Source organism: Brevibacillus dissolubilis (assembly GCF_006170445.1).
GTDB lineage: Bacteria > Bacillota > Bacilli > Brevibacillales > Brevibacillaceae > Brevibacillus_B > Brevibacillus_B dissolubilis.
The window spans coordinates 30519-56714 of record NZ_VCNA01000003.1; the positions used below are offsets into that span (position 1 = coordinate 30519).

The following is a 26196-nucleotide window of genomic DNA, read 5'->3' on the forward strand; positions in this document are numbered from 1 at the left end:
CTTGGGTTTCCTTTTTTATTTAGGGCAGAAAAGTAGGTGGGAGGTAAGTCACGTCCAAATCCGGATGCTTTAGACCAATAACATATTTTTCTATAACTGGCTTCTCAGTTGGACTATACATCCAGTACGTATACCACCCTATTGGTGTATAAGCTTGTTCCTGTGGCACATTGGAACGACCTAGGGGAGAAGATGAGGCAATTCGGGCAAAAATGCCGGGAAATTGATCGTCTTTTGTAATTAAGTGAATTCCACCCCCCGTTACAGAATACCCTTCCTCCATTGTAACCATATAATCCTCTGTTTGAGATACAGTTATGGTGGTTTTTAGTTTATCGTGACTTTTCACTTTAAGCCCTACAGCATATGCGGTTAAATGCCAACTACCCAGCAATTTTATTCCATCATCGTTCATAGCTACTTCCCATGTATGTTGATCCTTAGGATAACATGAAGTAATGCCCGTAAAATAATTGTCTTTATCAGGATCATATGGTTGCCCTTCACGATTAAATGGCTGGAATTGTACACCACCACTTAATAGCATGTACTCTTTCGGGATGCTGACCGAAACTGTTGTACTGTTTGTTACCGATTGAGAGAATAATTCTACCTCCCAGTCGTCCTGTGGGTCATATATCGCAATTATGTACGTATAAAAATATCCTCTTATTAGATTAGAGAATTTTACAACGTATTTATTGATACGATCAGGATAAAACGAGGTTGGGGCAACCTGCGAATCTGTGAACGCGACCCCTCCTCCTACTATTTTATAACCAGCTGGAATTGTACTAATGTACTCAAATTGGTTAATGTTCGTAATCTGATGCGAAGTGACGAACATCTTGAGCATAATAGGAGGAGGAGTTTCAGCTTCTAATACCTGCTTAGCGACTCCTTTATCCGTCTGAAGGATGACCACGACCTCCTGGCTCCCTCCTCTCGTTAATAATACACTGGTAAATGTACCGATCTGATCACCCTGAGAAAACGCTTCTTGATAAGTAGCCCCAGATACTTGAAAGGAAACAACCGTAGGATATGGATCATTCTCGTTAAGCGGATTGTACCAGGTGCTAAAAATCAGCGAATCACCTACTACTTCTAACTTAGATTGTAAACCATAAACCGGCTCCGCTACTGGCTCAGGTTTATCATCTGGGTTGTCTCCTGGATTGTTTCCCGGAGCAGGGGCGGGTGGAACTGGGATTACGGGTCTAGGACGATTTTGCATGCATGTACTCCATGCTTCAACTGCATTTTCATCCAGATAATGGGATACGAAGTTACGTAAATCCTTTGTACTAAGTTGCTGCACTCTTCCAGACTTCAGGTATTCCTGAAACTTTTTATAATCATCCCGTGACATGTCTCCACCCAAATTAAAAGGCAACGGGACACCTTCTGCCAAAAAAGTGATGCCTATATCAAAGCCATCTTTTTTCATTTTCTGGTATTCTTCGTAACTTAAATTTTCAAACCAATTGATTATATTAGACGAGAGAGATTGATCTCTATGGCTAATAATCGTATTAAAAATGCCATGTTCAAGCAGATCATTACATTCATCCATTTTTATACACCCCTTCTTCAAAGAGATTCTAATTGTTATTATTTGTTAGTTATACATCATTATTCATACACAACAAAAAAACGGGCCCTTGTTGAAAGACCCGTTTTTGTCACTCTTTGATTATGCCGTTCCCTGCTCGCTTGGATCTAGCCCAAACTCTTTCATCGCCATTTCACGCAGCTTATACTTCTGGATTTTGCCGGAGGCAGTCATCGGGTACTCGGTGACCACTTGGATATAGTGCGGGATTTTGAAACGGGAGATTTTGCCGTCACAGTAGGCTTTGACCTCTTCTTCGGTCAGGCTCTCCCCTTCTTTAATCTTGATGCAGGCCAGCACCTGCTCCCCGTACTTGGCATCCGGTACGCCGACGACTTGGACGTCCACGATCTTCGGATGGGTGTAGAGGAACTCCTCAATCTCACGCGGATAGATATTTTCGCCGCCGCGGATGATCATGTCCTTGAGACGGCCTGTGATGCGGAAGTAGCCCTCTTCGTCCATCGTCGCCAGGTCGCCTGTGTGCAGCCAGCCTTCATTGTCGATGGCTTTGTAGGTCTGCTCCGGCATGTTGTAGTAGCCCTTCATGACATGGTAGCCACGCGTGCAGAGCTCGCCCTGGACACCAGTCGGCAAGGTCGCACCCGTCTCTGGGTCGATGATCTTGACCTCGACAGGGCCAAGTGCGCGGCCTACCGTAGATACGCGGCGCTCGATGGAATCTTCTGGGACGGTCTGCGTAATCACAGGTGAAGACTCGGTCTGTCCGTACGCGATCGTCACTTCGCTTGCGCCCATGCGGTTCACGACGGCCTTCATCACCTCAATCGGGCAAGTAGACCCCGCCATGATCCCTGTACGCAGTGAAGACAGATCATATTTATCAAATTCAGGCTCGTTCAGCTCCGCAATAAACATCGTCGGTACCCCATACAGTGCGGTACAACGCTCGGCCTCGACAACCTCCAGCACTGTTTTCGGATGGAACGAGATCACCGGAACCATCGTCGCTCCTGTCGCTACACACGCCAGTGTCCCCATAACACAGCCGAAGCAATGGAAAAACGGCACAGGAATACAGACCAGATCTTCCGGCCCGAGATTTTGGCAGCTGGCCACCTGAATCGCGTTGTTGACGATATTGTTGTGGGTCAGCATGACACCTTTTGGGAAGCCGGTCGTGCCGGAGGTGTACTGCATGTTAATCACTTGGTCAGGCTCCAGACTGGCTTGGCGGGCGATGCGCTCCTCCTCAGTCACGTTCATCGCGCGGGAGAGCAGATCACTCCAGAGGAACATGCCTGGCTGGCGTTCATTGCCGATATAGATCACATTTTTGAGATGGGGCAGACGCTCGGACACAAGCTCGCCCGGCTCGCAGGAGTCAAGCTCCGGACAGATCTCACGGATCATCTCCAAGTAGCTTGCGTCGCGGTAGCTGTCGATCAGGATCAAGGTGGTGGATTCGGACTGGCGCAGCAGATACTCCAGTTCATGCACGCGGTAGCTGGTATTGACCGTGACGAGCACCGCACCCATTTTGGCAGATGCGAATTGGGCAGTCACCCATTCCGGCACATTCGTCGCCCAGATCGCGATGTTCTCCCCAGCCTGGATGCCCAGTGACATCAAGCCTTTAGCCACCTGGTTGCAGAGCTGTTGAAACTCTTCAAAGGTGTAGCGGAGATTCCGTTCTTTGTAGATGAGCGCTTGTTTTTGCGGGTAGCGGGATGCTGTCTCGTCCAGCAAGTCCCCGATGGTAATGGAGCGAAGTTCAGCCATTGCTATTTTCACCTCTATTGATATTTCTCATTTTTCTTATAATTCTATAAAGTGTATGCGCTTTCCTGCCGAAACATGGCAACAAGCGCACCCTTTTTTAGGTACGCTTCTGCGGCATTGATGAATGATTTTGGTTATTTCACGTTGACCATCTTGACAGACTCGACTTTGTATGGAAGATGGTTGCTGTACACCAGCTCTACTTTGATCTCATGCTCGCCTTTTGGCAGTTTGCTCAGGATGAACTCAGGATCGTAGAGCTGCCCAAGCAGTTGCCCGTCCACGTAGAGATGAGCGTGGCCTTGTCCGTGTGTCGCCTCTTGGGATGGGTTCTCGGCGGTGTTGATGAAGGTGAAATTGTCGGTGAGCATTTTGATGTTGGCCTTGTTGCCTTCCATCGTGACATCAAGGGCGAGGGTCGGCTTCTCGGACGAGAATGGGTTGGCGGTCACCTGATTGCCTTCCACCTTGGAGGAAGTCGGGACGCTGTCTTGACCCGCGCCTGCCTGTGCTTGTGGATTGTCGTTCTGATATGGACTGGATACGTCGAGCGGGTCACTTACGAGCAGAACAAAACCTGCGATCAGGACACCAGCAAAAATGGCGGAGCCCCAGATTAATTGTTTCAGACTAAGTACCATGATTTTCATTGTGAGACCTCTCCCTTTTGTGGCTATTTGTACATGCTTATGTGCTTGGTCAGGGAGATAGAATCGGGAAATACGAAAACTAGTAACATTTTATGAAAAAAAGAGCGCGGGGTGGGCGCTCGTGGGGATTGGGATGAGTTGTTGAATCGTTTCCTGTATGGGTCGTTTTCTGTAACGAGCGTTCTCTGTCTCGTTTCGGTGTGTCAGCTTTAAGCTTAAATTTCCATTGCTGTTGCGAGTGTCACCAGCTTGTTGACCGTTTTCCAGTTACGGACGGTTGCCGGGACGTCGAGCTTCTGGAGGTTGGTGGCAAGCTTAGAGTTGCGGATGCTCTGCCGGAAAAGCAAGTAGGCGTCGCGACCTACCAGTCGATATTCTTCGCTTTGGCTTTGAGCAGCGTTGAGCCTCTCGATAGATGTTGATGAAGGCACGTCAAGCAGGAATGCGACGTGCAGGCTCTCACCTGTGGCTGTGCTCTCTGCTTGGGATACTTCCTCTGCGGAGAAAGGGCAGCTGTGGGCTGTTTTTTTCAGTTCGTCGGCGGTTCGTAGGACGACTGGTACTGGAAAACCGAATGTCTGCTCGATTGCCTGCTCGATCCGGTGGCGTAGAGGGGCTTCCTCCTCTGGTGATTCGAAGAGGACATTGCCACTTTGGATGTAGGTCTGGACATGGGTGAGGCCGATGGATTCGAGTGTGTGTTTGAGGTCGGTCATTTTGATGATGTTTTTGCCGCCGACGTTGATGCCGCGTAATAGGGCGATGTGGATGGTCATTGGATTGGGTGTCCTTTTTTGAAGTAGTGTTGACGGGTCTATCAAAACGAATATCCTAATATGACTAGTATACATTGCTTATCTTATCTCAAAAGGAACATTTTTACTAACAGAATAACCGGCTCGTTTGATACAAGATACTTGATAGAAGCTTTCCTGTTATTGATGATCATGAAAAAAGAGCGCTGATTTGGCGCTCGATTCGTAGATTACCAGCCTGGATCGTCTAGATAAGCGATGGCTGATCCGGTATTGACACTTTCCTTTTTGGATGCCCCTGTATGTTGAGCAGTGACAGAGACGGTGAAAAAACAGGGATTAAAATCCTGGATCATATACATAAACTTTCATGGTTTCTTTTGCTTGATACGATGTAACCTGGTAATGATCCGTATCTTCAGCTGAAACAATTGATGCAAATGCTGACAATACCATTACAATAGCCAATGACGACAGAACTAATTTCTTCACTCGAATCTACTCCCTTTTATTTTAATATTATGTTTATTTACTATATGATAAGCATACTTGAGCTTTTCAAGTAGTTGCAAATCAATCACTTTATGGTGATGGGTATGAATATCTAAAATGTGTTGCATGATTTCATTGATTTCTTCATAAGCGCAGATATGAGCGTAAAAAAGGATCGCATCAATATAATGATCGATAGCCGCCTCTAACAACGAACAGCCAATATAGTACTTTCCTTTTAATCGACTGTATGTACCGATCTCTCGATGCTGAAAAGGAGTTTCTGACTGCTCCAACAGGAACATATCTTCTTTTTCAATCAAATCTCGAATCGAATCTAAATCTCCTATTTCAAAATAGATAGGTACCAGTTCGTTTACGGCATGGATACGAGTTCTTGGACTCATTTCATTCAAACATGTCTGTAATTGCTGAATGGCCAGCTCATGATTCCCTTTTCTGGCATTGACAATCCCCCGGGTTAGTTTGGCTGATTCATCCACAAAATCGAAATCAAATTTTTCATACTCATTCAGATAGGCTTCAATATCCGAGTACTGATTCATTAATAAAAACGAGTTTATCACCGCCAGATAGGATCTGGCTTTCAGTTCAGTGTTACTCTGATCCTCTTGTATGCCTTTCAGACAAAGATCAATACACGTTTGATAGTAATTCAAATGAAAAGCGTGTAAGCCTAATCGATGGTATGCAGCAACCCTTTCTTGCCAGTTAAGCTGATCGATGTAATATAGGATTTCTTCCCCTGCTTTAAAGGTTTCACTAAGTCTGGTGAAGTCATATCGTTCGATCATATATTTGTGGAACAGACTTTGAGCCAGATAAAGCTGAACACCACGGCCTCTCGTGTATGTAATGATCGCGTCGTAGAGGGATACCTTCAGCTTCGGTTCCATATCAGAAACGGTAAACCCATAGACCAAATCCAAAGCTTCAAAAGTATCCTCATGGGGTGATTCCAGTATTTTGGTCGCTATTTCGGTGCAAAGTGAGGCTTCTTTACTGTTGATAGCTTCTTCCAACAGTACTTTAAGAGTATCAATTTTATGATCCACTTTGATGTAATAAGTAACAATAATACTATTCGGAATATTAAGTGCGTTAGCAATTGACTTAACGGTCTTCCATTCAGGCCTCTTCGTATCGCCATTTTCGATCTTGGACAATACACCTTTGCTGAGACCTGCTTGTAAGGCCGTATAGGATAACGTGAGACCTGCATTTTCTCTATAATTTCTGATCATATCTCCTAAAGTTGTATGGGTTTGCCTAGTGTTGTTAACTTCCACAAAATCCACCTACTACATCATATGTTGTGATAAACGATATACTTTGTTACATTTTATCACAAATTTTAACAAATATAAATATTTAACAAGAAAAAGAAGCACCCCTGTATGAGTGCTCCTTTTGGATGACCCTCCTAATCCATGCGAACCTATTCCGGTCTTACTAGATCACGGTTTTTATTAAATGATTGCTTCTGCTCTTTTCTCTACGTTACACTATTCACGTCATATCTATTTTTGTCGGCGTCCCTCTGATCTTGCCGGATCGGAGAACGCTTCTTTTTTTTACTGACGGCGCTTTCTCCAGCTCCCCTTTTTCCCTTAAAGCAACCGCTTTATAGTGAAGGGCTTCTACCAAATATCCCCTCTCATTATCAAGACGTGCGGCCATTGCCATCTCATCTGCATAAGTAAGCAGCTTATCCCACCGCTCTACCAAATGATAATACAGCACAACTTGCCTATAGCCCTCGCACTTGAGCGGAACCGTCTTCTTGTGACCATCCGGATCGGTACACACATCGTACGCCGGCAGATACGGAAGGTATTCTAAGAGCTGGTGAAGGGCTTCCAGTCCATCCATGTAAAGGTCTCGGTCTCTATGGATCAGATAACGCCGATAATGGGCTACTGCTGATTTTTCGCCCTTTTTCGTCGACCATGCCAGGAATTTATCAAAGAATGGCAACGATTCTAGCTTTCGATCGGAGTGAAACAGCATCTCAGCGATTTCAAAAAGCATGTTGTTCGTTCGGTATGGGTCTGTTTCCTCTGACATCAATTCGAGCAGCCGATCGATGATCTCCTGTCTGCCTGTCTGGTAACATCGCGTAATGAGTGCCGCACATCTGGCTGGAAGCAGCTTGCCCTCTTTGCTGAAGCATTCGGCCATGTATGTTTCATAATAGGTTCCCTCTGGCCGGTTGAATGCTTCTGTGATCGCATCTAGTTGAGGAAGCGTGATGCTCTGCTTGTTATTGAGAATGTTGGAGATCGTGACTGGCTCGATTCCGGTAGCTTTTGCCAAATCCCTGCGTTTCCACCCCCTTTTCTTCCTATCGGATTCAAATTCATGACGCAGTTCGATTCGGGTCCGTTGGGGATCATACGAACCATTCAAGTCCGACCACCTCTTTCACCTTTGTACCTTTTTTTCACAACATCACCAATTGTAAATTTCGTATCACAGAAACCGGGGGCTTTTCTAAAACTAGAAACACTTTCCAAGATGAAACGTGCTGTATCTATTAAATCAAGTAGACTATAAGCCATAAAAAAACAGGGATATCCACCCCACTCGGAGTGAATCTCCCTGTCCCTGCTCTGATGTAACTTCCCGGTACATCAAGAGCCTTATTTATTATGATTTATTATTTCTACTGCCTAACCGACATCTTACTTGCGAAGGAATGTTTTCTTCCAATCGTTGATGACTTGCTGTTTGGTTTTATCTCTCATCCATGGTATTTCACCTTGTTCCCAATCCAGTAACACTTCTCGAAGCGTTCGGTGGAACCTCAGATCATTAATACACCACGGATTAAAGATTTTACGGTACATACTGCCATGAGGAATATCAAGCTTGTAACGTCTTACTTCCTTGCTGGCCAGACGCTTGGCAAAACGTTTACCTTTATTAGCCTTATCCTTTACAACTGGAAATCGCTTATAACTTCTTGCCATCATTAACCTCCTATCTTGGGAAGTTAATGACCGTAATTCATCTCTTTCATCGAAAGACCCCCTTTGTGTTAATGGTATGTATGTATACTTTTGGCTGGATCAAAAGTTGCGATCATTGCCCAACTCGCCCCAAGCGAAAAAAAGCCCAAAACCTTGACCAAACACAAGGCTTTGGGCTTTTCTTATGTAACCACACTCAGGCATTTACTCACGTTAGCGGTAGTTAATAAACTGCACCTCAATCGGCAAATCCGCCTTGCGAATCGCAGCAATAATCGCCTGCAGCTCATCACGGCTCTTTCCGACCACGCGGATCTGGTCGTCCTGAATCTGGCTCTTCACCTTCAGGCCGGTCTCCTTGATGATGTTGTTGATCTTTTTCGCGTTATCCTTGTCGATCCCGCTGATCAGCTTGACGCGTTGGCGGACGGTGCCGCCTGCGGCTGGTTCGATTTTGCCGTATTCGAGGTTTTTGACCGGGACTTCGCGCTTCACCAGCTTGCCTAGCAATACGTCTTTGACCTGGCTAAGCTTGAAATCGTCGTCCGAGATAATCACCAGCTCTTTGTCGTCGAGCGAAATGTCGCTTTTGCTGCCTTTGAAGTCAAAACGGTTCTCGATCTCTTTTTTCGCAATGTTGATCGCGTTGGTCACTTCGGTGAGATCGACGCGGGATACGATGTCGAATGAACTTTCCTTACTCATGGGCTAATCTCCTCACTTGACAGAATTCACATTCTTCCAGTATAGCATCTCTACCAGCCAATTCCAAAATGTTGGCGTAATGCCTGTGGGGATTCGCTTACTCTTCTACACGGAGGGCGATTTTGCCGAACTGTTCGGACTGCACGAGGCGGTCGATCGCGGTCATGGTCTCGGACAACGGATAGACTTGGTCGAGCACTGGGCGGATGTTGTGGTCGGCGAGGAATTGGATCAGCTCGCGGAACTCCACGGCGCTGCCGAGCGTGGTGCCCAAGATATTTTGATGTCCATAAAAAAAGGTGCGGATGTTGAACGTCACATCATCTCCGGTCGTTGCTCCGAATGTGACAAGCGTGCCGCCTTTTTTGAGGACGGACAGGGATTGGTTGATCGTCGCGGGGCCGATCGATTCGATGACGAGATCCACCTTTTCCCCGTTGAGGGCTTCGCTCCAGTTACAGGCCGTGTCGATGGCGAGATCGGCGCCCAGCTCCAAGGCACGCTCACGCTTGGCGAGGCTTCTGGAAGTGACGATGACGCGCGCTCCGGCTGCTTTTGCCATCTGCAGGACGAATGTCGCGACACCGCTGCCGATACCAGGGATCAGGACAGTCTGACCTGCTTGGAGCTGACCGCGCGTGAACAGCGCACGGTAGCCAGTGATTCCAGCGACACCGAGTACGGCGGCCTCTTCCCACGTTAGGTACGCAGGCTTCGGCTCTACGTTCTGGGCTGGCAGGATGATGTACTCGGCAAAGGTACCGTTTGTCGGATGGCCGAGGATATCGAACTCCTCCGGTGGTGCCGGGGTTTTGTCGTGCCAGTGCAGGCTTGGGTTGATGATCACTTCATCGCCTGCCTTGACATGGGTGACGTCTGCGCCTGTCGCTTCGACGATACCTGCCCCGTCTGAGCCCATGACGACGGCCGGATCGTTCTCAGTGCGGCGGTTGACGACCAAGAGCTCGCGGCGGTTGAGACCTGCTGCTTTGATCTTGACTTTTACTTCATGCGGTGCCAGCTCACGCTGATCGACCGTGATGTCTGTATAGGTGGCCCCGGTAAGACCCTTTGGACCGTTGTGGACAAATGCTTTCATGTTTCTTCCCTCCTCACCCTTTTACCATACCATAATTTTACCAAAAACGAACAGATTGTTGCGCATCACAATGCACCCGACTCAATACTCTATATCATTACCCACCATATTCTTTTCAGAGGACTGACTGGAGGTGCGTATCTTGCGCAATAAACCGATATGGACGGCGCTGTTGATGTGCCTGTCGCTCCTTTTTACGGCTGGATGTCTATTCGATCCCGTTCAGGATGATCTGATTGCGTATATCAACGACCGTGTCAAACCATTGGCCCCGCTGGAGGCTGAGGCGATGGATGCCTACGACTCGGTGACAGGAGTGAATTATAAAAATGATGCGGAGACGCTTACCGTGATCCGTGATACGGTGATGCCGAAATACCGGGATTTCATCACCAAGCTGGAAGCGGTGCAGACCGATACACCAGAAGTAAGGGCCGCGCATGAGATCTATATTGCGGCGGCGAATAAGCAGTACAATGCGATGGTGCAGATCACGGCGGCCTTGGAGCAGCAGGATGTGGAGATGATCCATAAGGCGAATGAAATGCTGGATGAAGGGCGCAAGGGTCTGCGGGATTATCAGAATCAATTGAGGGAGTTGGCTGATGCGCATGGGGTGACATTGGCTGAGTAAAACCAAAAAGCACTTACCGCCCTCTCACAGGCTGTAAGTGCTTTTTCCCATTCTCTATGGCTCTGCAGGGTAACCCGTGCTCCCCTACCCAATCAGACTCGGACTCACCACATTCGACACCGCAATCGCAAACACGGCGAACAGCAATGCCGGTTCCTTATGCCCCGCAACGACCAATTGAGAGAAACGCTGTTTGTAAAAGACCTTCGCCGTCAGCGCCTCCACGACAAAGAACAAGATCATCTGCAGCACAATAGCCGCCGCACCGAAGATCAAAAAGTCCGTGATGCTGACACTGTTGGCAATCGCGGCATACAGATTGTTGGAGATCGCATAAATCTGCCCGCCGAAGACGATCACCGCAGCGAGATTCTTCTCTTTGATCAGCTGCCACTCGTTGTGCGGAGTGAGCACCGGAATCAGGATGATGCTAAGCACAAGCATCGCGAAGCCCAGAAGTGAATACGTAAGAAAAGCAAGCATGTCAGAATGACCCCCTAGATAGTAGTAAAGTAAAAATACCGTAAGAATAAACAGTTCTCCCCTACTCCAGCTCCTCCATCGCGGCGGGAGTGAAATAGGATAGGTTACCCGTGATTTTGCCACCGATCCGAGGCAGGAGACCGGCGAAGCGACCTCCGATACAGAACGCGCCCAGCAAAAGATAGCCCTCTGTCTCACCCTCTTCGGTACGCAGACGGACACTTGGCAGATCAACACGCTGCTGGTAGAGCATCTGCTGATCCCAGTAGTTCGGGGCACCATCCCGCTCCTCTACCTGTCCCTGTGCATCATACAGGGTGACGGCACCGCCTTCCCGGCCAAAAAACGGCTTGGAGACGTACGGTACGCCTTTTTCCACGAACTCATCCGGCTCGAAGCGGCTTACCAGAAAATGCTTTCGAATCAGTTCCTGATCCTCTGCCGTATAAAGCGGATGGCCCAGCTCAGCCAGATCATAGATCAGTGCCTGAAGCCCCTTGGACTGAGTGATGATCGACTGTGGCGGGGAGATCGTCGCCACCTTGCCTTCGGCGATCTGCTGGATGAGCAACAGACCAATCGGAAAGCCCGATTCATCCTTGTCATGCGGCAGATGCTCCCACGGGTACAAGCGATACCAGATACCCGCACGCTCGCCCCCACCGGACAGCCCATGCTCAGAGATACTCATCTCTTCGAGCGGCACGTACAGGCTGTCGAGTCCCGCCTGCTCGCGGGCATATGTAACCGTCCCCGCATCCTCGTCACTATAGCGGGTTCCACTGTAGATGAGCTTCTGCTCAAATTCGTGCTTTTGATAAAACGCCACACATTCCCCAAGCGCCCGCTTGATCTCCTGATTCATCTGTGCCGACGGATTTGCATAGGAAGTGTAGCGCCGTATGACCGAATCGGCCACATAAGCCGTCTCTACCACGCCTGTCGGAGTATCTGAATTGTATTCCAAGAGATAGATCCCGTCTTCTGTCAGGGCAAAATCAAACCGGGTGATACCATCCACCGGCACCGTCTGGCGGATGATCGCACACAGCGGCTCCAAAATCCCCAGCTGATGCACCAGAAACTCATCTGGCACATTGGCCTGCACAAAGCGGAGCGTCTTTTGATACAGCCGGTACAGCTGCTCGGTGACCTGAGCAATCTGTCTTACACGTTCTCGGGAGAAGACCGTCAAAGCCGGGACGAGATATTCTTTTCCATACATACGGTCCCAGCTGCACCAGTCTCTTGTGGGCGCATACACCTCATCGTGCGGTGCATCCAGCGTGACCAGCTTAACCCCCGTAAGAACCTCCTGAACCACTTCCGAATCCTCCTCGTGATGATACGATTTTATTGTAAGCAGGTGATGATTTCGAGATCAGACTGTATTTGTTTTTATAGCCTTTCTTCTTGTAAAAATCGGCGTCATCATCATCACAGTAATAGACTTGGTTATCCTGCTGCTCCTGGTATTTGCATTCGTCATAAGCGGTCGGTTCTTCCTCAGCGCATCCACTGAGGACGGCTGGGATCGAGATGATGCCCGCTACCGCAAGGGCCTTTCTGTGAAATGGGATGTTTGCCAGCTTGACAGGTGCTTCTGTGGAATCGGCAGCCTTCGCAAAAGAGCGCTCCACCCACTCATTCCAGGTTTGTTTCATCGTTGTGCTCCCCCTTTTCCCTTCATGTTTACTCTGGTTGGACAAAAATCAGTACTGCCCCCCGGTCCTCATCTAATATGGTGTAGACCAGCTGGTAGTCACGTCCTGCCAAGACCGTATAGTGATCGAGCAGGCGTGTCGCAAGCGAAGCCGCATCTTCAAAGGTGCGGGTCTGTACCAACCTCGAATAGCCTTGAGAGATATCGTAGTATTCGGCGGTCAGACCATATACCTGTTGTCCTTCCTTAGGCAGCAGATGTTTTTTCTCATCGGTTGGCTCCACATATATCACTTCTGCATCTTCATATGCGTTGGACGTATGTTCATATAACACGTTACTCATGATCGTCGCATCCACCAGCTTGCGGACATGCAGCTCATCGCGGGATACGTCTGCTTCCCGGACCGCTGATGACTGGTCGACATTGCTTCGGTTGATCCATTTGTACAACAGGTGCATCCTCGTGCAGCTCCTTTCGCTTTGCTTGTAAACCGATCTTTTGTGAAACCTTCGTGACATTTATGCTTGCATAGGAATTATACGTGACGGGACGGGGAGGGTTTCAAAATTTTATCCAGATTAACCTCCGTATCCTGACCCTGAACTCCCTTCCCCTTCATGACCTGTCCGGGAACCCTTGCCATACAGATGAAAACCGCTGATGCTGCCACTACCGAATCCAGTCATCTCACGGTTCCGTAGATATTGATTAAAATTCAATCTGCGTAGCCAATCAATATGATACCAGAATATACGATATTGTGAAAATTTGTCAATTTTTTTGACATTCATAGAAAAATCTATAGAAAAGCTATAGAAAAACCCCCGACTGCGAAAAGCCGGGGGCTGGTTCATGATCAAAGAATGAAGTTACACAAGCACTAGACTTTACCGATGGAGATCTCCGTGCTGCTCTCATCCAGTTGCTTCTTCTTTTTACCTCTCAGACGGCCTCTGAAGGCGCGGAATCGGGCGAAAAAGCCTTCAAACAGCGAGTAGAGCACCGGTACGAGCACGAGGGTAACCAGCGTGTGGAAGATCAGACCGGAGATAACCGCAGTCGCCAGCGGAGCTTCAAAATCGGAGCCTTCCGCATACGCGAGCGCCATCGGGAGCATCCCGAGGATCGCGGTCATTTTGGTCATCAACACTGGACGGACGCGGTCTTGTGTCCCTCGGATGATCGCTTCACGCAGCTCCATGCCACGAGAGCGCAGCGTGTTGATACGGTCGATCAACAGAATCGCGTTGGAGACGACGATCCCGATCAGCATGACGATCCCGATGATGGACATCGCGGAGTATTCGCGACCGGTGATGACGAAGCCTGCGATCACCCCGAAGCCTGCCATCGGCAATGTCAGCATGATGATGAACGGATGCGACAGCTTACCGAATTGGCCGACCATGATGAAGTAGATCAGAATCATCGAGCCGAAGATGACCAGCAAGCCACTCGTCATGTTTTGGCCTTGCTGCTTGAGGTTACCTGCGATCTCGACGCTAAAGCCGGTAGGCACGTTCATCTCTTTCAGCTTTTTCTGAAGAGCAGCGGCGACGGTCGTGGTATCTGTTCCTTTCAAGTCAGCAGAGACGGTGATGATCCGGTCTCCATTCTCATGAGCTAAGCTTAAAGGTGTACGGGTATAGGTGATATCCACGAGATCGTAGAGCGGCACTTGGGTTCCGTCTGCCGACTTGATCATGACAGTGCGGAGCTGCTCTGGATGCTTCATCCAATCTTCCGGATATTGGGCATATACCTCAACATCGACACCGTCTGTGGAGATCTCGGTGACTTTTTCCTCGCCGATGAAGCTGCCCAATTGGTCGACGAGGGAACGTTGGTCGATACCGAGACGTTCGAGTGTGTCTGTTTTTGGGCGGAGGGAGACTTTTTCCGTCCCTTCCGAAAAGTCGTTGGTCGGATTGGTCACGCCAGGGATGGTCAACAACAGCTGCTCGACATCTTTGGTCAGTTGGTTGGCAACAGCCAGATCCTTCCCTTTGATTGCGACGGCAACCGGAGCATCGCTTGCGGATTGACCGGCGGCAGATGCCTTTTCCGTACCTGGGATAGTGGCGAGGGTATCTTGAATCAGCTCTTGCACCTCTTTTTTGCCGCGTTCGCGCTCGGTTTTCGGCACGAGCGTGATGAAGAGGCTGAGCTCTTCCTTGCCACCCATGATAAAGGTCTGCTTGATTTCTTTATACTCGGCCAGCTTGGCTTCTGCCTGGGCGATGACCTGTTTGCTTTCTTCGATCTTTGTTCCTTTTGGCAGTTCGATGCGGGCGCGGATGGAATTCTCATTCGGGTCCATTGCAAAACCGCCGTTTACCATCGGTGCCAAGACGGCCGTGCTGGCGAGGATGAGAACAGCACCCAAGATGGTCAGCCAACGGAAGCGTAAGCACCAGTGGAGCAGGCCGTTGAACAGGCGGATGAGCAGACCCTGCTTCGGTCCGTGCCCCTCCTCCAGATGAACCGATTTATCCTTGCGCAGGAAACGGTCAGAGAAGATCGGCACGAAGAAGAACGCTGCGATGGTCGATGAGGTGATCGCCGCTGTAACCGTAAATGCAATCGTCTCAAAAATCGGTGCCATCGCTTCATCGAAGTCAGCGAGCACCATCGGCAGGAAGACGACCACCATGGTGATCTGTGAGACGATAACCGGGGCGAATACCTCACGCGTCCCTTTGATGATCGCGCTGGTCAGCTCCTCGCCTCTTTCCCTGAACTGATAGATACTTTCTAATACAACGATCGCTGCGTCTACGATCAGACCGACCGAGAGACTGAGTGAGATCAGTGTAATCATGTCAATCTCGTAGCCGAACGTTTTCAATGCGATAAAGGTCATCAAAACAGAGAGCGGCAGGGTCGTCGCGATGACGAGCGTGACGCGCCAGTTGCGCAGGAAGACCAGCAGAATGATAACGGCCAGAGCACCACCGATGCTGACATCACGGCTCAGGTTGCTGACCGCATGCTGGACGAAGGACGCTGTCTCATAGACGGTATCGAGCTGATACATGCCATTGGCTTCTGCATTGATCGCTGCCACTTCTTGTTCGACGAGACGCTGGGTCGGGATGATCTCGGCGTCGGCATTTCGTTTGACTTGAAGGAAAATAAACGGTTTGCCTTGGTACAACGCGACCGATTTTTCATTGTCTGTGCCTCGGTTGTCCTCGACGACAGCCAATTGGGAGAGCGAGATGGTGCCTTGCGGTGTCTCGATCGGTACTTGGTTCAGCTCAGTGATGTTGTGCAAGGTGTTGTCTACCTCGACAACGGTATTGTAGCCGTCATTGGAAAGTGTGCCAAGCGCCTGCTTCCAGTTGGTGTCGCGCAGCTGGTCTACCACGTCTTGTGGACTGATGCTATAAGCGGCGAGACGCTCCGGCTGAAAAATAATCGTGACCTGGTTGGACAGGCTGCCCTCGTCAACCTCCACTTTTTTGACGCCTTCTATCGCTTCGAGGCGGTCTTTGAGCTTGGTGTTGGCTAAGGCCAGATTGGCATGCGGATCCACACCGGTCAGAGCGTACGCGATCAGTTCTTCGTCACCAAAATCGTATTGGATGACATCTACGTAAGTGATCTGTTCCGGAAAATCGTTACGCAGGCGGTTTACGACGCTTTCGATCTTTTGTTTGGCTTCAATCCCCTGCCCGTCGTTGGCCTGGATTTGGATATCGACGTATCCGGTGCTGGAGGTTGAGGTGAATTCTTTGATTTCAGGGAGACCCTTGATCTCTTTTTCAATCTTATCGGTAATCTTCTCTTCCATCTCTTCTGGTGGCAATGTTCCGCCGGAGACGGTGATGCCCAGGTATGGAAGATTGGTTTTTGGCACGAGGTAGACCTTGAAGCTGAGGAACGCTCCGATCCCTGCGAAAATCAGCATAAACGTCAAGAGATAAACGATCAGTTTACGCCTCATGAAAAAATTGAGTATCGCTTCCATCGGTTTATTCTCCTTTCGCGACGACCTTTTCTCCATCGACGTAATAGGTCAGGCCGGCCGCGATCAGCTTGTCGCCTTCTTTGATGCCGGAGAGGATTTCAATCCGTTCGTCAAACACCTGCCCAACTTCCACCTGACGCTTCTTGACGACGCCGTTCTCGACGGCGAGCACGTAGCGGGTGGATTCTTGAATCCCTACGGCCTCAATCGGTACGACCAGACCGCGCAGCTTGCGTGGAATCTGGACGTTGGCGATCATGCCGCCGCGCCATTCGCCCTGTGGGTTGGGTGCAATGATTTCGACACGGTATTTGCCTGTTTTGTTGTCAATGACCGGGGAGACGAACTGGATCGTGCCTGTTGTCTTGGTGCCCGTGTCACCTGCAAGGGTCACTTTTTCCCCTTCTTTAAATTGGGTGATGGTTTCATTGGTGACATCGAGCGCCACCTTCACGCTGGACAGATCGACGAGGTGGATCACACTTTGGCCCGGGCTTGTCATTTCACCCACATGTGGGATGACTTCCACAATCGTACCGTCAAAAGGAGCGGTGATTTTGGTCTCGCGCAGGGTCTGCTGAGCACGCGCCACTTCGCTGGTCGCCTGTTTGTAGGTAGCATCGATGCGGGCGATGTCCTCTGGCTCTGCCCCCTTGAGCAAGGTGTCGAGGCCGATTTGTTCGTTCTTCACGCGGCGTTCTGCTGCGTCGACCGCCTGCTTGAGCTGGTCGAGGTCGTTTTGGGCAATGGCCCCGCCTTGGAGCAGGATTTGGCCTTGGGCGTAATCCTTTTTGGCCTTATTAAGATCCTGCTGGGCACCTGAGAGAGCAAGGCGCTGTTGCGCGATCGCTTCGGTGGATGCACCTTTGAGAGTTTCCCGGCGTTGGATCGTAGACTGCGTGACTTGACCCGACGCCGCTTCTACGGCCTTCTCATAGTAGCTGGTATCAAGCGAAGCCAGCAATTGACCTTTTTTTACGCGTTTCCCCTTTTCCGCGTTAAGTGAGACGATTTTACCCGCTGTGCCGAATGCAAGCTCCAAGTCTTGCTTGGCTTCGATAATTCCGGTAGATGTGAACAGGATCGGCTTGCTGTTCTTCTGCACCGTATAGACGTTCACGATCTTTTCCTTTTGCTGCTCCTGCTTCTCGGTTGTCTGACTTGGGTCAGCGGCTGTTTCACTGCCACAACCGGTAACGGTCGTCACGAGAACAGCAGACAAAAGTAAGGCAAGTGGCTTTTTCAAAACTTGTTCCTCCATCTCTATATTCCTTTATCTATATATTTACAGATTGGCACAAATAATGTTAACAGTCAATGGATGTAGATAAGATCAGCCCTGAGACGGAGAAAAGCCGCTACTCTAATTCAAGCAGCGGCGAAACCTCTCTCATACTAAAGATAATCCCCAACGCAATCATATTGGATAAAAGCGAACTGCCTCCATAGCTGATAAAGGGCAGCGTCAGCCCGGTAATCGGTGACAGTCCGATGTTCATCCCGATATTGACGAACACCTGAAACACCCACATCGTCACCATCCCGCTGATAAAAAAGCTGGCAAACGGGTCAGGTGTCTTCATCGCCCAATGCACGAGCCGGTAAAATAAGAGAAAATAGAGCATCAACAACAGACTGGCCCCGATGAAGCCCCACTGGTGTGCAATCGTAGCAAAAATGAAGTCGGTATGCTTCTCTGGGAGCTTGCCTGCTTTGGATGCCAGCATGTAAAGGATTCCTGCCCCTGTCAGCTGGCCGCTGCCGACGATCTTGCGGGCTTGAATGTACTGGTAGCCTGCCCCAAGCGGATCATCTTCCGGATGCATGAACGAGGTGAGACGCTCGAACTGGTGTGGCCGGACGACTTCAAAAAAAGCGGTGGGCGAAATCACATACAGGATATACAAGGAGATCCCCACGATACAGGCCCCTGCTATCGCGGTGATCGGCACCCATTTGGCCAAGCGGGTCAGAATCAGAAAGCATCCCAGCATAGAAAAATAGATCAGTGCCATGCCCAGATCCGGCTGCACCAGCACAAGTCCGGTCGGGATGATCAGGACAACCGCGGTTTTTGCCAAGTCTTTGGTTTTGATAAAATGCCCCTTGTTCTGCTCATAGAAGCGTGCAAGCAGCAAAAGCGTGGTGATGCGGGTCACTTCGGAGGGTTGGATGTTGAGGATTCCGAGATCAATCCAGCTAAGCGCCCCGTTGACTTTTTTTCCAAGGACAAAGACACTCATCAAAAAAACAATCCCACACACATAGAGGATCGGGGCATGTTTGGCGAGGAACCGGTAATCACATTTGCTTAGTACAAGCGCGACGATACCACCGAGGATCATATAAAATACTTGTTTGATAAAGAAATCAGAGCCGGGCATGTCCATTGTGGCATGGAACAGTGCTGTGAGACTTGCGATCAGTAAGCCGATCACGGCGAAATTTATCAGGTAGTCGCGTTTGACAATCTCTTGCATGGGCGATCGCCTCCTTTTAAGGGAGTCAACGGGTAGTTTGCCCCGATTTTCCTGTTTCCATGTGTCGGGGGTGCGGTGGGGCGTGGGGTATATCTGTTTTCCAGTCGCCTTTCCCCCCCATTCGGGGGGCCGGTCTCCTTACAAACAGATATACCCCACGCCTACGCGACCTTGGTACAGGAAAAGGGAAAGATCGGGGCAAAAATGAATAAGGAAATAGAAAAAACAAAAGGATTCGGAAAGCTTGTTCACAGTGACTTTAATAATTGTCATGATATTAACCGGTACGAGATTGTCTAGCACAATGCTGAATATAGACAGCCTCCTCGTTATATGGGACAGCATCTGTTTTTCTTTTATCATTATTGTCCTTTCTGTCTTTAAAGCTTTTTCTTTTTAATAACATCCACTGTTTGCCAGAGTGAGAGGAGAAAGCATCTGTTTGTAAGGAGACCGGCTGAACGAAGTGAGGGAAAGGCGACTGGAAAACAGATGCTTTCTCCTCTCACTCTGTCCCCCCCAGTCCAATTAAAAATGAAAACAGCAAAAAAGCCGTCGGCACACATACCAACGGCTTTTTCGTATTGAAAAGACGAGATGACTTCCCTACTTCACACCTACCAACTGCTCCAACTCGTCGAGCAGTTCGCCGAACACCTTCAGAGCTTCTTCGATCGGTTCTGGTGTCGTCATATCGACGCCTGCTTTTTTGAGCAATTCCAGTGGGAAATCAGAGCCACCGCTTTTGAGGAAGTTGAGGTAACGGTCTACGGCTGGCTGACCTTGTTCCAGGATTTGATGGGCAAGGCTGGTTGCTGCAGAGAAACCAGTCGCGTATTTGTACACATAGAAATTGTTGTAGAAATGCGGGATGCGGGACCAGTCAAGGTTGGCCTCTTCGTCAATCACCATTTCAGGACCATAGTACTTCTTATTAAGCTCGCCGTAGGTGGCAGTCAGGCTGTCAGCGGTCAGGGCTTCGCCTGCTTCCACTTGCTCATGGATGCTCTTCTCGAATTCAGCGAGCATGGTCTGACGGTATACGGTACCGCGGAATTGCTCCAAGTAGTGGATCAGCAGATACATGCGTTTTTCTTTTTCCTTGGTCTGATCCAGCAGGTGATGCATCAACAGTGCTTCGTTGAGAGTAGATGCCACTTCTGCTACGAAAATGCGGTAGCCCGCATATGTATACGGCTGATTTTTGTTGGAAAAGAAGCTGTGCAGAGCGTGACCCATCTCATGCGCGAGGGTGAACATATCGTTGAGATTGGATTGATAATTCATCAATACATACGGATGCGCAGCATAGGTACCCCATGAGTAGGCACCACTGGTTTTGTTCTGGTTTTCGTAGACATCAATCCAGCCGGAGGTGAAGCCTTCTTCGAGAACCTTGGAATATTCCTCGCCGAGCGGGCGGAGTGATTCTTGGATTGTCGCAACTGCGTCCTGATACGGCACTTCTGCATCCATCTCTTCGACAAGCGGTGCAAACAGGTCGTACATACGGAGCTCGTCGAGGCCGAGCATTTTTTTGCGGAGACCCATGTAGCGGTGCAGCAGTGGAAGCTGGCCATGCACGGCTTTAATCAGGTTATCGTAGACAGACTGCTCGATGTTGTCCCCGAAAAGTGCAGCTTTCAGTGCGGACTCATGCTTGCGGGTTCTTGCATAAAACACATCGCGCTTCACTGCTGATGTAAGCGTGGCAGCAATGGTATTGCGCTTTTCGCCGTAGGTGGCATACATCGCTTTGAAAGCGTCATGGCGGACACGGCGGTCTTTGCTCTCCAGGAACTGGACGTAGCGGCCTTTGGTCAGCTCTACCTCTTCTCCCTGTTCATTGACGATATATGGGAATTTCATGTCGGCGTTATTGAGCATGGAGAAAATCTTGGATGGAGCACCTGCCAGTTCACTTACGCTGGCGAGCAACGCTTCCTCAGAGGCACTCAGCGTATGAGGCTTGCCGCGCAGGATTTCATTCAGGTATTTGTCGTAATGCTCCAAGCCTGGCTCGCTTTCACGCAGCTGTTGCATCTGATCATCCGGGATCGCTAGAATTTCAGGCTGGATGAACGAGGTTGCACTGCTGACTTGAGTGCTCAGGCTGGCCGCGCGGTCGGTCAGTGCCTGATATGTGGAATTGGTATTGTCTTCGTCGCGGCGCATACGGGCGTAGACATAGATTTTTTCGATGTATTGCGAGATTACTTCCTCAAGTTTCAGCGTCTCAAGCAGGCTTTGACCGGACTCTGCCAAGGTGTTCTGCTTGGCTTGTACTTTATCGAGCAACTGCTTGGTGGTGGCAAAGTCCTTTTCCCAGTCAGCATCACTCGCATAGATATCTTCGAGCTTCCATTTGGACTCCGCAGGGATTTCGCTTCGTTTCGGGAGAGCTTTGGTTTTATTCACACGGGTCACTCCTTTTCCACTTGTTGGCTGGTCTTTCATTTCATCGTACAACATCTTAGAGGTGGTTACAAATTTATCTACCTACATAATATGCTCATGCCCGCAAAAAAAACCGCTTCCTGCCAAAGTTGGCGCAGAAGCAGCTTACACGGAGCCTGGCTCCACTCCGATGCCGATATAATGAAAGCCCATAGCAGTAAGCTCTCTCTCTGGCAAGGCATTGCGGCCATCAAACAGATACGGGCCGCGCATGACACGCAAGACTCTGGACCAGTCGAGCCGCACATACTCCTTCCATTCCGTAACCAAAATAATCACGTCCGCCTCTTCTGCTGCCGCATAGGCATCGGCTGCATACGTGATCTGCGGATAGACCTTACGCATGTTGGCGATCGCTACAGGGTCATGCGCACAGATCTCAGCCCCCCGCGCAAGCAGACTGCTGATCAGCGTGTGGGCGGGTGATTCGCGGATATCATCTGTGTCAGGTTTAAAAGAAAGCCCCAGGATCGCAATCCGCTTGCCGTGCAGGGTACCAAGCGTCTGCTCCATTTTGCCCAAAAACCACTGCGGCTGAGTCGCGTTCACCTCGATGGCATGCTCTAAAATGGACATAGGTTGTCCATGCTCGCGGGCCACCTCCAGCAGTGCTCTCGTATCCTTGGGAAAACACGAGCCGCCATACCCCAGACCCGCACGCAAAAACTCCGGCCCGATCCGCGGGTCCAGCCCCATGCCCAGTGCGATGGTGCTGACATCTGTACCGATGTGATCACACAGGCGGGCCAGCTCGTTCATAAAGGAAATGCGGGTGGCGAGAAACGCATTGGACGCGTATTTGATCATCTCGGCATTGGTGCGAGTCGTACGGACAACTGGAGCATGAAAGCCACGATACAGCTCCTCCATCCGTTCGAATGCGGTAGGCTCAGCCGCTCCGAGGATGATCCGTGTCGGTGCGAGTGAATCCTGCAGCGCCGTCCCCTCCCGCAAAAATTCCGGATTGGTCACGACCATCCATTCTTTTCTGTCCGCGAACATCCCGGCCACCTTGTCTGTTGTACCGACAGGAACAGTGCTTTTGACAACGATCATCCGGTCACAGTCGCCTTGTGGAAGTGCTGTCCGCAGCTCATCCACCACAGCAAAAAGGTGTGTCAGGTCAGCCTGCCCGCATGCCTCACCAGGTGTCCCGACACAGATAAAAATCACATCGGCGTCGCTTACCCCCTCGGTCAGCCGTGTCGTGAACCGAATCATCCCCGCTCTCTGCACTTCGGCAAGCGATCGATCCACGCCAGGTTCAAAGAAAGGCACTTCCCCTTTTGTCAGCTTGTTGATTTTTGCTTCATCTATATCAATTCCGGTCACGGTATGCCCCTTCATAGCGAGCGATACTGCTGTGGTCAATCCGACATACCCGGTGCCGATGACAGCGATCCGCATGGTTTCACCTCCAATCGCACTCCTGCGCATTTTTTCGTCTTATCAAAGTTTTTGTCTGTTTACCCTTTTGATGCATCGATCAGCAGATGGTGTGTGTCATAAGGGGATGGTCATCGATCAGACACTGACTGAGCCAATGGCACGGCTCCAGCCTGTTTCCATGTCAAAACGGGTGTTCACTCAAGGAAAACACCCGGCTAACACGGTCTATTCGGTTTAACGGTATGGCCTCTTTCATTCCATCGTCTCTCCCGGATCATCTGTTGCTTCCACGTCTGCTGCGCTGCTCTCCGTCGTATGGTACCCGTTCACAGGCTCCTCAGGCTTCTTCTGCCGCTTCGAGATGATATGCTCGAAAAAAGCCGCATACCGCTCAGCCGTTGCCTCCCAGCTGAACATCTCCGCACGGCTTTTGGCCTGCATGCCCATCCACATGATCTGCTCGGGTGCTTCCCACAGCCTGTTCCACAGGGCAGGAAGTTCATCTTCCCACTGCTTGGACGGGAGCAAAAAGCCCGATTTTCCGTCTTCGATCACTTCCCCGATCCCCCCGCTGGTCGAGGAGATGACAGGTTTACCTGCCGCCATCGCTTCGAGGTTACTGCGGCAAAATGATTCTTTTCCCGTCGATGGCATCGCTACGATATCGGCGCAGTGGTACAGGTACGGCATCCAGGAAGGCGGCACCATGCCCGTAAAGGTCACCTGATCACGGATCGGTGCCGCCAAGTTTTCCAAAAGATCCATGTACGTGTTGCGCTTGTTGGAGCCGTAGCTGGGGGCACCGGCCAAAAGCAGTTGGGCATCCGGGTCATTTCTGGCGATGGTCCGAAAGGCTTGGAGCAGGCGGTGAACCCCTTTTTCCCTCATCAGTCGCCCGGCATACATAAGCACACGGGTGTATGGGGTGAATCCCAGCTTTTCACGGATTTTTTCGACACGGGACAGCATGAATTCATCCGGTTCGTAATCGCTCATCTCGACGCCGAGGTGGGCCGCATATACTTTTTCGGCGGGAACCTGATGCTGTCCGATAAAATAGGAGCGTAAATACTCGCTGTTGGTCAGCATTCCGTCGATTTGGCGGACGACTTTTCGCATTTTGACCGGATCGATCCGCTTGGGAGTGGCAAACGCGGACGAGTGCATATTCAGAATGATCGGTGTCCGGTAAAATTGCTTGCGGAGTGCCAGGACGTAGCGGGGACGGTTCTCGACGAGGATCACATCGACCGGCCGTTTTTTCAACTGGCGGATGACCCGTTGCAGATACCCCATCGGATGATCGTAGGTGACGCGGATGTAGTGCAGATCATTGATGGAGGTATGGCGTGGATATTTTTCACAGGTGCGGGTATAGACATACACGCTATGTTCACGGGCGAGCCGTTTGCTGATTTCTTCTATGTCGTATTCCACCGAGCTGCCATTGACAGGTGGGACGGTATACGGACCCGGACTGATGATGGCAATCTTCATCCCCGATTGGCTTCCCATTCCCTCTTCAGCGACAGAACCACTTGGTAGAGGTATTCACGCTCTTTCTCCGCTTCTTTTTGGAAAGCGGCGAAGCGGCCTTCGCAGTCGGCAAGCCGTTTTTGCAGATCAGCAACTTGGGTGCTCAGGTGGGCTACCTGTGTGTGCAGGTCGTGCTGGGTGTTATCGTTGTCGCAGCTCGCGTGATGAGATGGATCGAGCGTGTCGGTTGTATCACTGGTGTGTAATGGCATAGATGGTTCAGCTGTTGCTTGTTCGGTTGAATCATGCAGCTGCGGCTGTTCAAGGGCCACTTCTTTGTTCAACCGGGCTTGGTTGATTGCCTGATTCAGATGATGCAGTTCGGCATGATCGTAGCTGTTGAGCGGGATCTCGGAGTACGGCCGCTGATTTGAATTCCCGTAGCTCTGCCCCTGTGCCTGTGGTGTATGGCTTTTTTTCGTCAAATCAATATGACCGACGGCTTCTACCAGTTCAAACGAGCCGCGAAACACGCCGGGATTAATCCATTGGGGTTCTGGCTTTCTGCGCTTTTCCATGACTGCCTACCTCCTTTTGCATCGGTATATCATATGTAAGGAGGAGGGGGTAGGGTGCTTGGGCCATTCACCATGTCAGGAAGCAAAAAAAGCTGTGATCCACTAAAGATCACAGCCCTATCGACTCTCCCGTGCCATCGACTGGCGACGGAAACGTAAACTGTAGTTGCGTGCTTCTTCGACGTTGGTGATCTGCTGACGTTGCCACTCTAACAAAATCCGATCAATATAGCGAATATATAATTTCCCGACTGAAACGGCTTCACGCAACGCACAGACGATCAGATCATCTGCGTATTTGTCCTGCTCCACCCAGATCTGGATCGTCTCCACTTCAATGGGCGAAAGCGGACGGCCAAACGCTTGCTCAAACTGGCTATACAGACCAAGTTCAGCATCATCGTGGCTGGGAGCGGTATGTCCATTGGCAGTTCGTGGTGCGACAGGAGGATGTCCTGGTGTGAATGCTTGATTTCCTGTACCAGGTGTCGTTACTTTCGGGGTATCATACATAGGCGCATAATGGCCGGATGCTTCGTATTGGCCGCTTGCGGCTGCCACTTCAGCCCGCGCATCCGCAATGGCTTCTTTTTGGAGCATCTGTTCTTTTTTCCAGCATTGATACAGCTTTTGGTAGAGATATTCGAGATTGTAGCTCTCAGAGCGCATCCCAGAATTGGGATCTACACTCTCATCTATCGAAATCCACTCATCCTTGAGCAGTTTTTGCAAAAGTTGAATCAGTCGCAGGCTCGGCATGGACAGGCGCTCTTCTAGCTCATGCAAGGCGGGGAAACGGTTTCCTTCTTGCTGAAATGACAAGAGGTGTATGATCAGCATCATCTCTTCGTCTGTCAACCCCATCCGTTTATACTTTTTGATTAAAAGATTGGAGACGGATGTGGCGCCTTCTTGGAGTAGTTGGAGAATTTGTCGATCCATGTCGTAACTTCACCTCTCCCCTATTATAGCAAGTGTACAACAGATAGCATAGTAAAAAATCACACC

General features: G+C 50.0%; 23 protein-coding genes. 1 reads left to right on the plus strand and 22 read right to left on the minus strand.

Translation table 11 applies throughout. The features are described 5' to 3' along the window. Positions 1-19 precede the first annotated feature (19 nt). The 10 genes from FGI41_RS06165 to FGI41_RS06205 all read right to left on the minus strand — a co-directional run bounded on the left by FGI41_RS06165 (position 20) and on the right by FGI41_RS06205 (position 10052). Positions 20-1576, minus strand: a complete 1557-nt coding sequence (locus tag FGI41_RS06165) for a hypothetical protein (protein ID WP_139489096.1) — start codon at positions 1574-1576, stop codon at positions 20-22. Positions 1577-1696: 120 nt separating this feature from the next. Further along, positions 1697-3358 carry an AMP-binding protein gene (locus FGI41_RS06170; RefSeq protein ID WP_139489097.1) on the minus strand — a complete coding sequence of 554 codons (1662 nt, stop codon included), beginning with the start codon at positions 3356-3358 and terminating at the stop codon, positions 1697-1699. Between the two features lie 134 nt (positions 3359-3492). Further along, complete coding sequence (locus tag FGI41_RS06175; RefSeq protein ID WP_139489098.1) at positions 3493-4008, minus strand: hypothetical protein; 516 nt, start codon at positions 4006-4008, stop codon at positions 3493-3495. A 215-nt stretch (positions 4009-4223) separates the two neighbouring features. After that, a complete protein-coding gene (locus FGI41_RS06180) occupies positions 4224-4784 on the minus strand; it encodes a DUF1697 domain-containing protein (protein WP_139489099.1) in 561 nt (186 codons plus the stop codon). 318 nt (positions 4785-5102) lie between these two features. Further along, positions 5103-5255, minus strand: coding sequence for a hypothetical protein (locus FGI41_RS24785; RefSeq protein WP_176560152.1), 153 nt, complete (start codon positions 5253-5255; stop codon positions 5103-5105). Then, positions 5252-6565 carry a helix-turn-helix domain-containing protein gene (locus FGI41_RS06185; RefSeq protein WP_139489100.1) on the minus strand — a complete coding sequence of 438 codons (1314 nt, stop codon included), beginning with the start codon at positions 6563-6565 and terminating at the stop codon, positions 5252-5254. Before FGI41_RS06185 ends, FGI41_RS24785 begins: the two co-directional genes overlap by 4 nt. A gap of 220 nt (positions 6566-6785) precedes the next feature. Then, on the minus strand, positions 6786-7685 hold the full coding sequence (locus FGI41_RS06190; RefSeq protein WP_139489101.1) for a helix-turn-helix domain-containing protein: 900 nt from the start codon (positions 7683-7685) through the stop codon (positions 6786-6788). A 275-nt stretch (positions 7686-7960) separates the two neighbouring features. Beyond that, positions 7961-8248 (minus strand): hypothetical protein, encoded by a 288-nt coding sequence (locus FGI41_RS06195; protein WP_139489102.1) that lies wholly within the window; start codon positions 8246-8248, stop codon positions 7961-7963. 213 nt (positions 8249-8461) lie between these two features. Then, complete coding sequence (locus FGI41_RS06200; protein WP_139489103.1) at positions 8462-8953, minus strand: YajQ family cyclic di-GMP-binding protein; 492 nt, start codon at positions 8951-8953, stop codon at positions 8462-8464. Positions 8954-9050: 97 nt separating this feature from the next. Continuing rightward, positions 9051-10052, minus strand: a complete 1002-nt coding sequence (locus tag FGI41_RS06205; protein WP_139489104.1) for a zinc-binding dehydrogenase — start codon at positions 10050-10052, stop codon at positions 9051-9053. A gap of 142 nt (positions 10053-10194) precedes the next feature. On the opposite strand from FGI41_RS06205, the gene FGI41_RS06210 reads away from it, so the two are divergent. Beyond that, a complete protein-coding gene (locus tag FGI41_RS06210; RefSeq protein WP_255298350.1) occupies positions 10195-10686 on the plus strand; it encodes a hypothetical protein in 492 nt (163 codons plus the stop codon). An 84-nt stretch (positions 10687-10770) separates the two neighbouring features. On the opposite strand, the gene FGI41_RS06215 is transcribed toward FGI41_RS06210, so the two are convergent. The 12 genes from FGI41_RS06215 to FGI41_RS25375 form a co-directional block, all read right to left on the minus strand. Continuing rightward, positions 10771-11169, minus strand: coding sequence for a DUF350 domain-containing protein (locus FGI41_RS06215; RefSeq protein WP_139489105.1), 399 nt, complete (start codon positions 11167-11169; stop codon positions 10771-10773). Positions 11170-11230: 61 nt separating this feature from the next. After that, the gene (locus FGI41_RS06220) at positions 11231-12493 is read right to left on the minus strand and encodes a glutathionylspermidine synthase family protein (RefSeq protein WP_139489106.1); all 1263 of its coding nucleotides are present in this window, start codon (positions 12491-12493) and stop codon (positions 11231-11233) included. After that, complete coding sequence (locus FGI41_RS06225) at positions 12465-12833, minus strand: hypothetical protein (protein WP_139489107.1); 369 nt, start codon at positions 12831-12833, stop codon at positions 12465-12467. Before FGI41_RS06225 ends, FGI41_RS06220 begins: the two co-directional genes overlap by 29 nt. A 28-nt stretch (positions 12834-12861) precedes the next feature. Next, a complete protein-coding gene (locus FGI41_RS06230) occupies positions 12862-13293 on the minus strand; it encodes a hypothetical protein (protein WP_139489108.1) in 432 nt (143 codons plus the stop codon). Positions 13294-13715: 422 nt separating this feature from the next. Then, positions 13716-16808: an efflux RND transporter permease subunit gene (locus tag FGI41_RS06235; RefSeq protein WP_139489109.1), complete on the minus strand. Its 3093-nt coding sequence runs from the start codon at positions 16806-16808 to the stop codon at positions 13716-13718. 4 nt (positions 16809-16812) lie between these two features. Next, complete coding sequence (locus tag FGI41_RS06240; RefSeq protein ID WP_255298351.1) at positions 16813-18054, minus strand: efflux RND transporter periplasmic adaptor subunit; 1242 nt, start codon at positions 18052-18054, stop codon at positions 16813-16815. Between the two features lie 112 nt (positions 18055-18166). Continuing rightward, positions 18167-19288, minus strand: a complete 1122-nt coding sequence (locus tag FGI41_RS06245) for an FtsW/RodA/SpoVE family cell cycle protein (protein WP_139489111.1) — start codon at positions 19286-19288, stop codon at positions 18167-18169. A gap of 606 nt (positions 19289-19894) precedes the next feature. Beyond that, on the minus strand, positions 19895-21706 hold the full coding sequence (gene pepF / locus FGI41_RS06250) for an oligoendopeptidase F (protein ID WP_139489112.1): 1812 nt from the start codon (positions 21704-21706) through the stop codon (positions 19895-19897). Positions 21707-21850: 144 nt separating this feature from the next. After that, complete coding sequence (locus FGI41_RS06255) at positions 21851-23152, minus strand: UDP-glucose dehydrogenase family protein (RefSeq protein ID WP_139489113.1); 1302 nt, start codon at positions 23150-23152, stop codon at positions 21851-21853. A gap of 234 nt (positions 23153-23386) precedes the next feature. After that, positions 23387-24631 carry a glycosyltransferase family 4 protein gene (locus tag FGI41_RS06260; RefSeq protein ID WP_176560154.1) on the minus strand — a complete coding sequence of 415 codons (1245 nt, stop codon included), beginning with the start codon at positions 24629-24631 and terminating at the stop codon, positions 23387-23389. Then, complete coding sequence (locus tag FGI41_RS06265; protein WP_139489115.1) at positions 24628-25188, minus strand: hypothetical protein; 561 nt, start codon at positions 25186-25188, stop codon at positions 24628-24630. The genes FGI41_RS06260 and FGI41_RS06265 overlap by 4 nt, the downstream gene beginning before the upstream one ends. Before the next feature lie 117 nt (positions 25189-25305). Continuing rightward, positions 25306-26130 carry a DnaD domain-containing protein gene (locus FGI41_RS25375; RefSeq protein WP_255298352.1) on the minus strand — a complete coding sequence of 275 codons (825 nt, stop codon included), beginning with the start codon at positions 26128-26130 and terminating at the stop codon, positions 25306-25308. Between the last annotated feature and the right edge of the window lie 66 nt (positions 26131-26196).

Coding starts and splice junctions, on each gene's coding strand:
- FGI41_RS06165 (WP_139489096.1), bottom strand. CDS start 1,576: ATGGATGAATGTAATGATCTGCTTGAACATGGCATTTTTAATACGATT.
- FGI41_RS06170 (WP_139489097.1), bottom strand. CDS start 3,358: ATGGCTGAACTTCGCTCCATTACCATCGGGGACTTGCTGGACGAGACA.
- FGI41_RS06175 (WP_139489098.1), bottom strand. CDS start 4,008: ATGAAAATCATGGTACTTAGTCTGAAACAATTAATCTGGGGCTCCGCC.
- FGI41_RS06180 (WP_139489099.1), bottom strand. CDS start 4,784: ATGACCATCCACATCGCCCTATTACGCGGCATCAACGTCGGCGGCAAA.
- FGI41_RS06195 (WP_139489102.1), bottom strand. CDS start 8,248: ATGGCAAGAAGTTATAAGCGATTTCCAGTTGTAAAGGATAAGGCTAAT.
- FGI41_RS06200 (WP_139489103.1), bottom strand. CDS start 8,953: ATGAGTAAGGAAAGTTCATTCGACATCGTATCCCGCGTCGATCTCACC.
- FGI41_RS06205 (WP_139489104.1), bottom strand. CDS start 10,052: ATGAAAGCATTTGTCCACAACGGTCCAAAGGGTCTTACCGGGGCCACC.
- FGI41_RS06215 (WP_139489105.1), bottom strand. CDS start 11,169: ATGCTTGCTTTTCTTACGTATTCACTTCTGGGCTTCGCGATGCTTGTG.
- FGI41_RS06225 (WP_139489107.1), bottom strand. CDS start 12,833: ATGAAACAAACCTGGAATGAGTGGGTGGAGCGCTCTTTTGCGAAGGCT.
- FGI41_RS06230 (WP_139489108.1), bottom strand. CDS start 13,293: ATGCACCTGTTGTACAAATGGATCAACCGAAGCAATGTCGACCAGTCA.
- FGI41_RS06235 (WP_139489109.1), bottom strand. CDS start 16,808: ATGGAAGCGATACTCAATTTTTTCATGAGGCGTAAACTGATCGTTTAT.
- FGI41_RS06245 (WP_139489111.1), bottom strand. CDS start 19,288: ATGCAAGAGATTGTCAAACGCGACTACCTGATAAATTTCGCCGTGATC.
- FGI41_RS06255 (WP_139489113.1), bottom strand. CDS start 23,152: ATGCGGATCGCTGTCATCGGCACCGGGTATGTCGGATTGACCACAGCA.
- FGI41_RS06260 (WP_176560154.1), bottom strand. CDS start 24,631: ATGAAGATTGCCATCATCAGTCCGGGTCCGTATACCGTCCCACCTGTC.
- FGI41_RS06265 (WP_139489115.1), bottom strand. CDS start 25,188: ATGGAAAAGCGCAGAAAGCCAGAACCCCAATGGATTAATCCCGGCGTG.
- FGI41_RS25375 (WP_255298352.1), bottom strand. CDS start 26,130: ATGGATCGACAAATTCTCCAACTACTCCAAGAAGGCGCCACATCCGTC.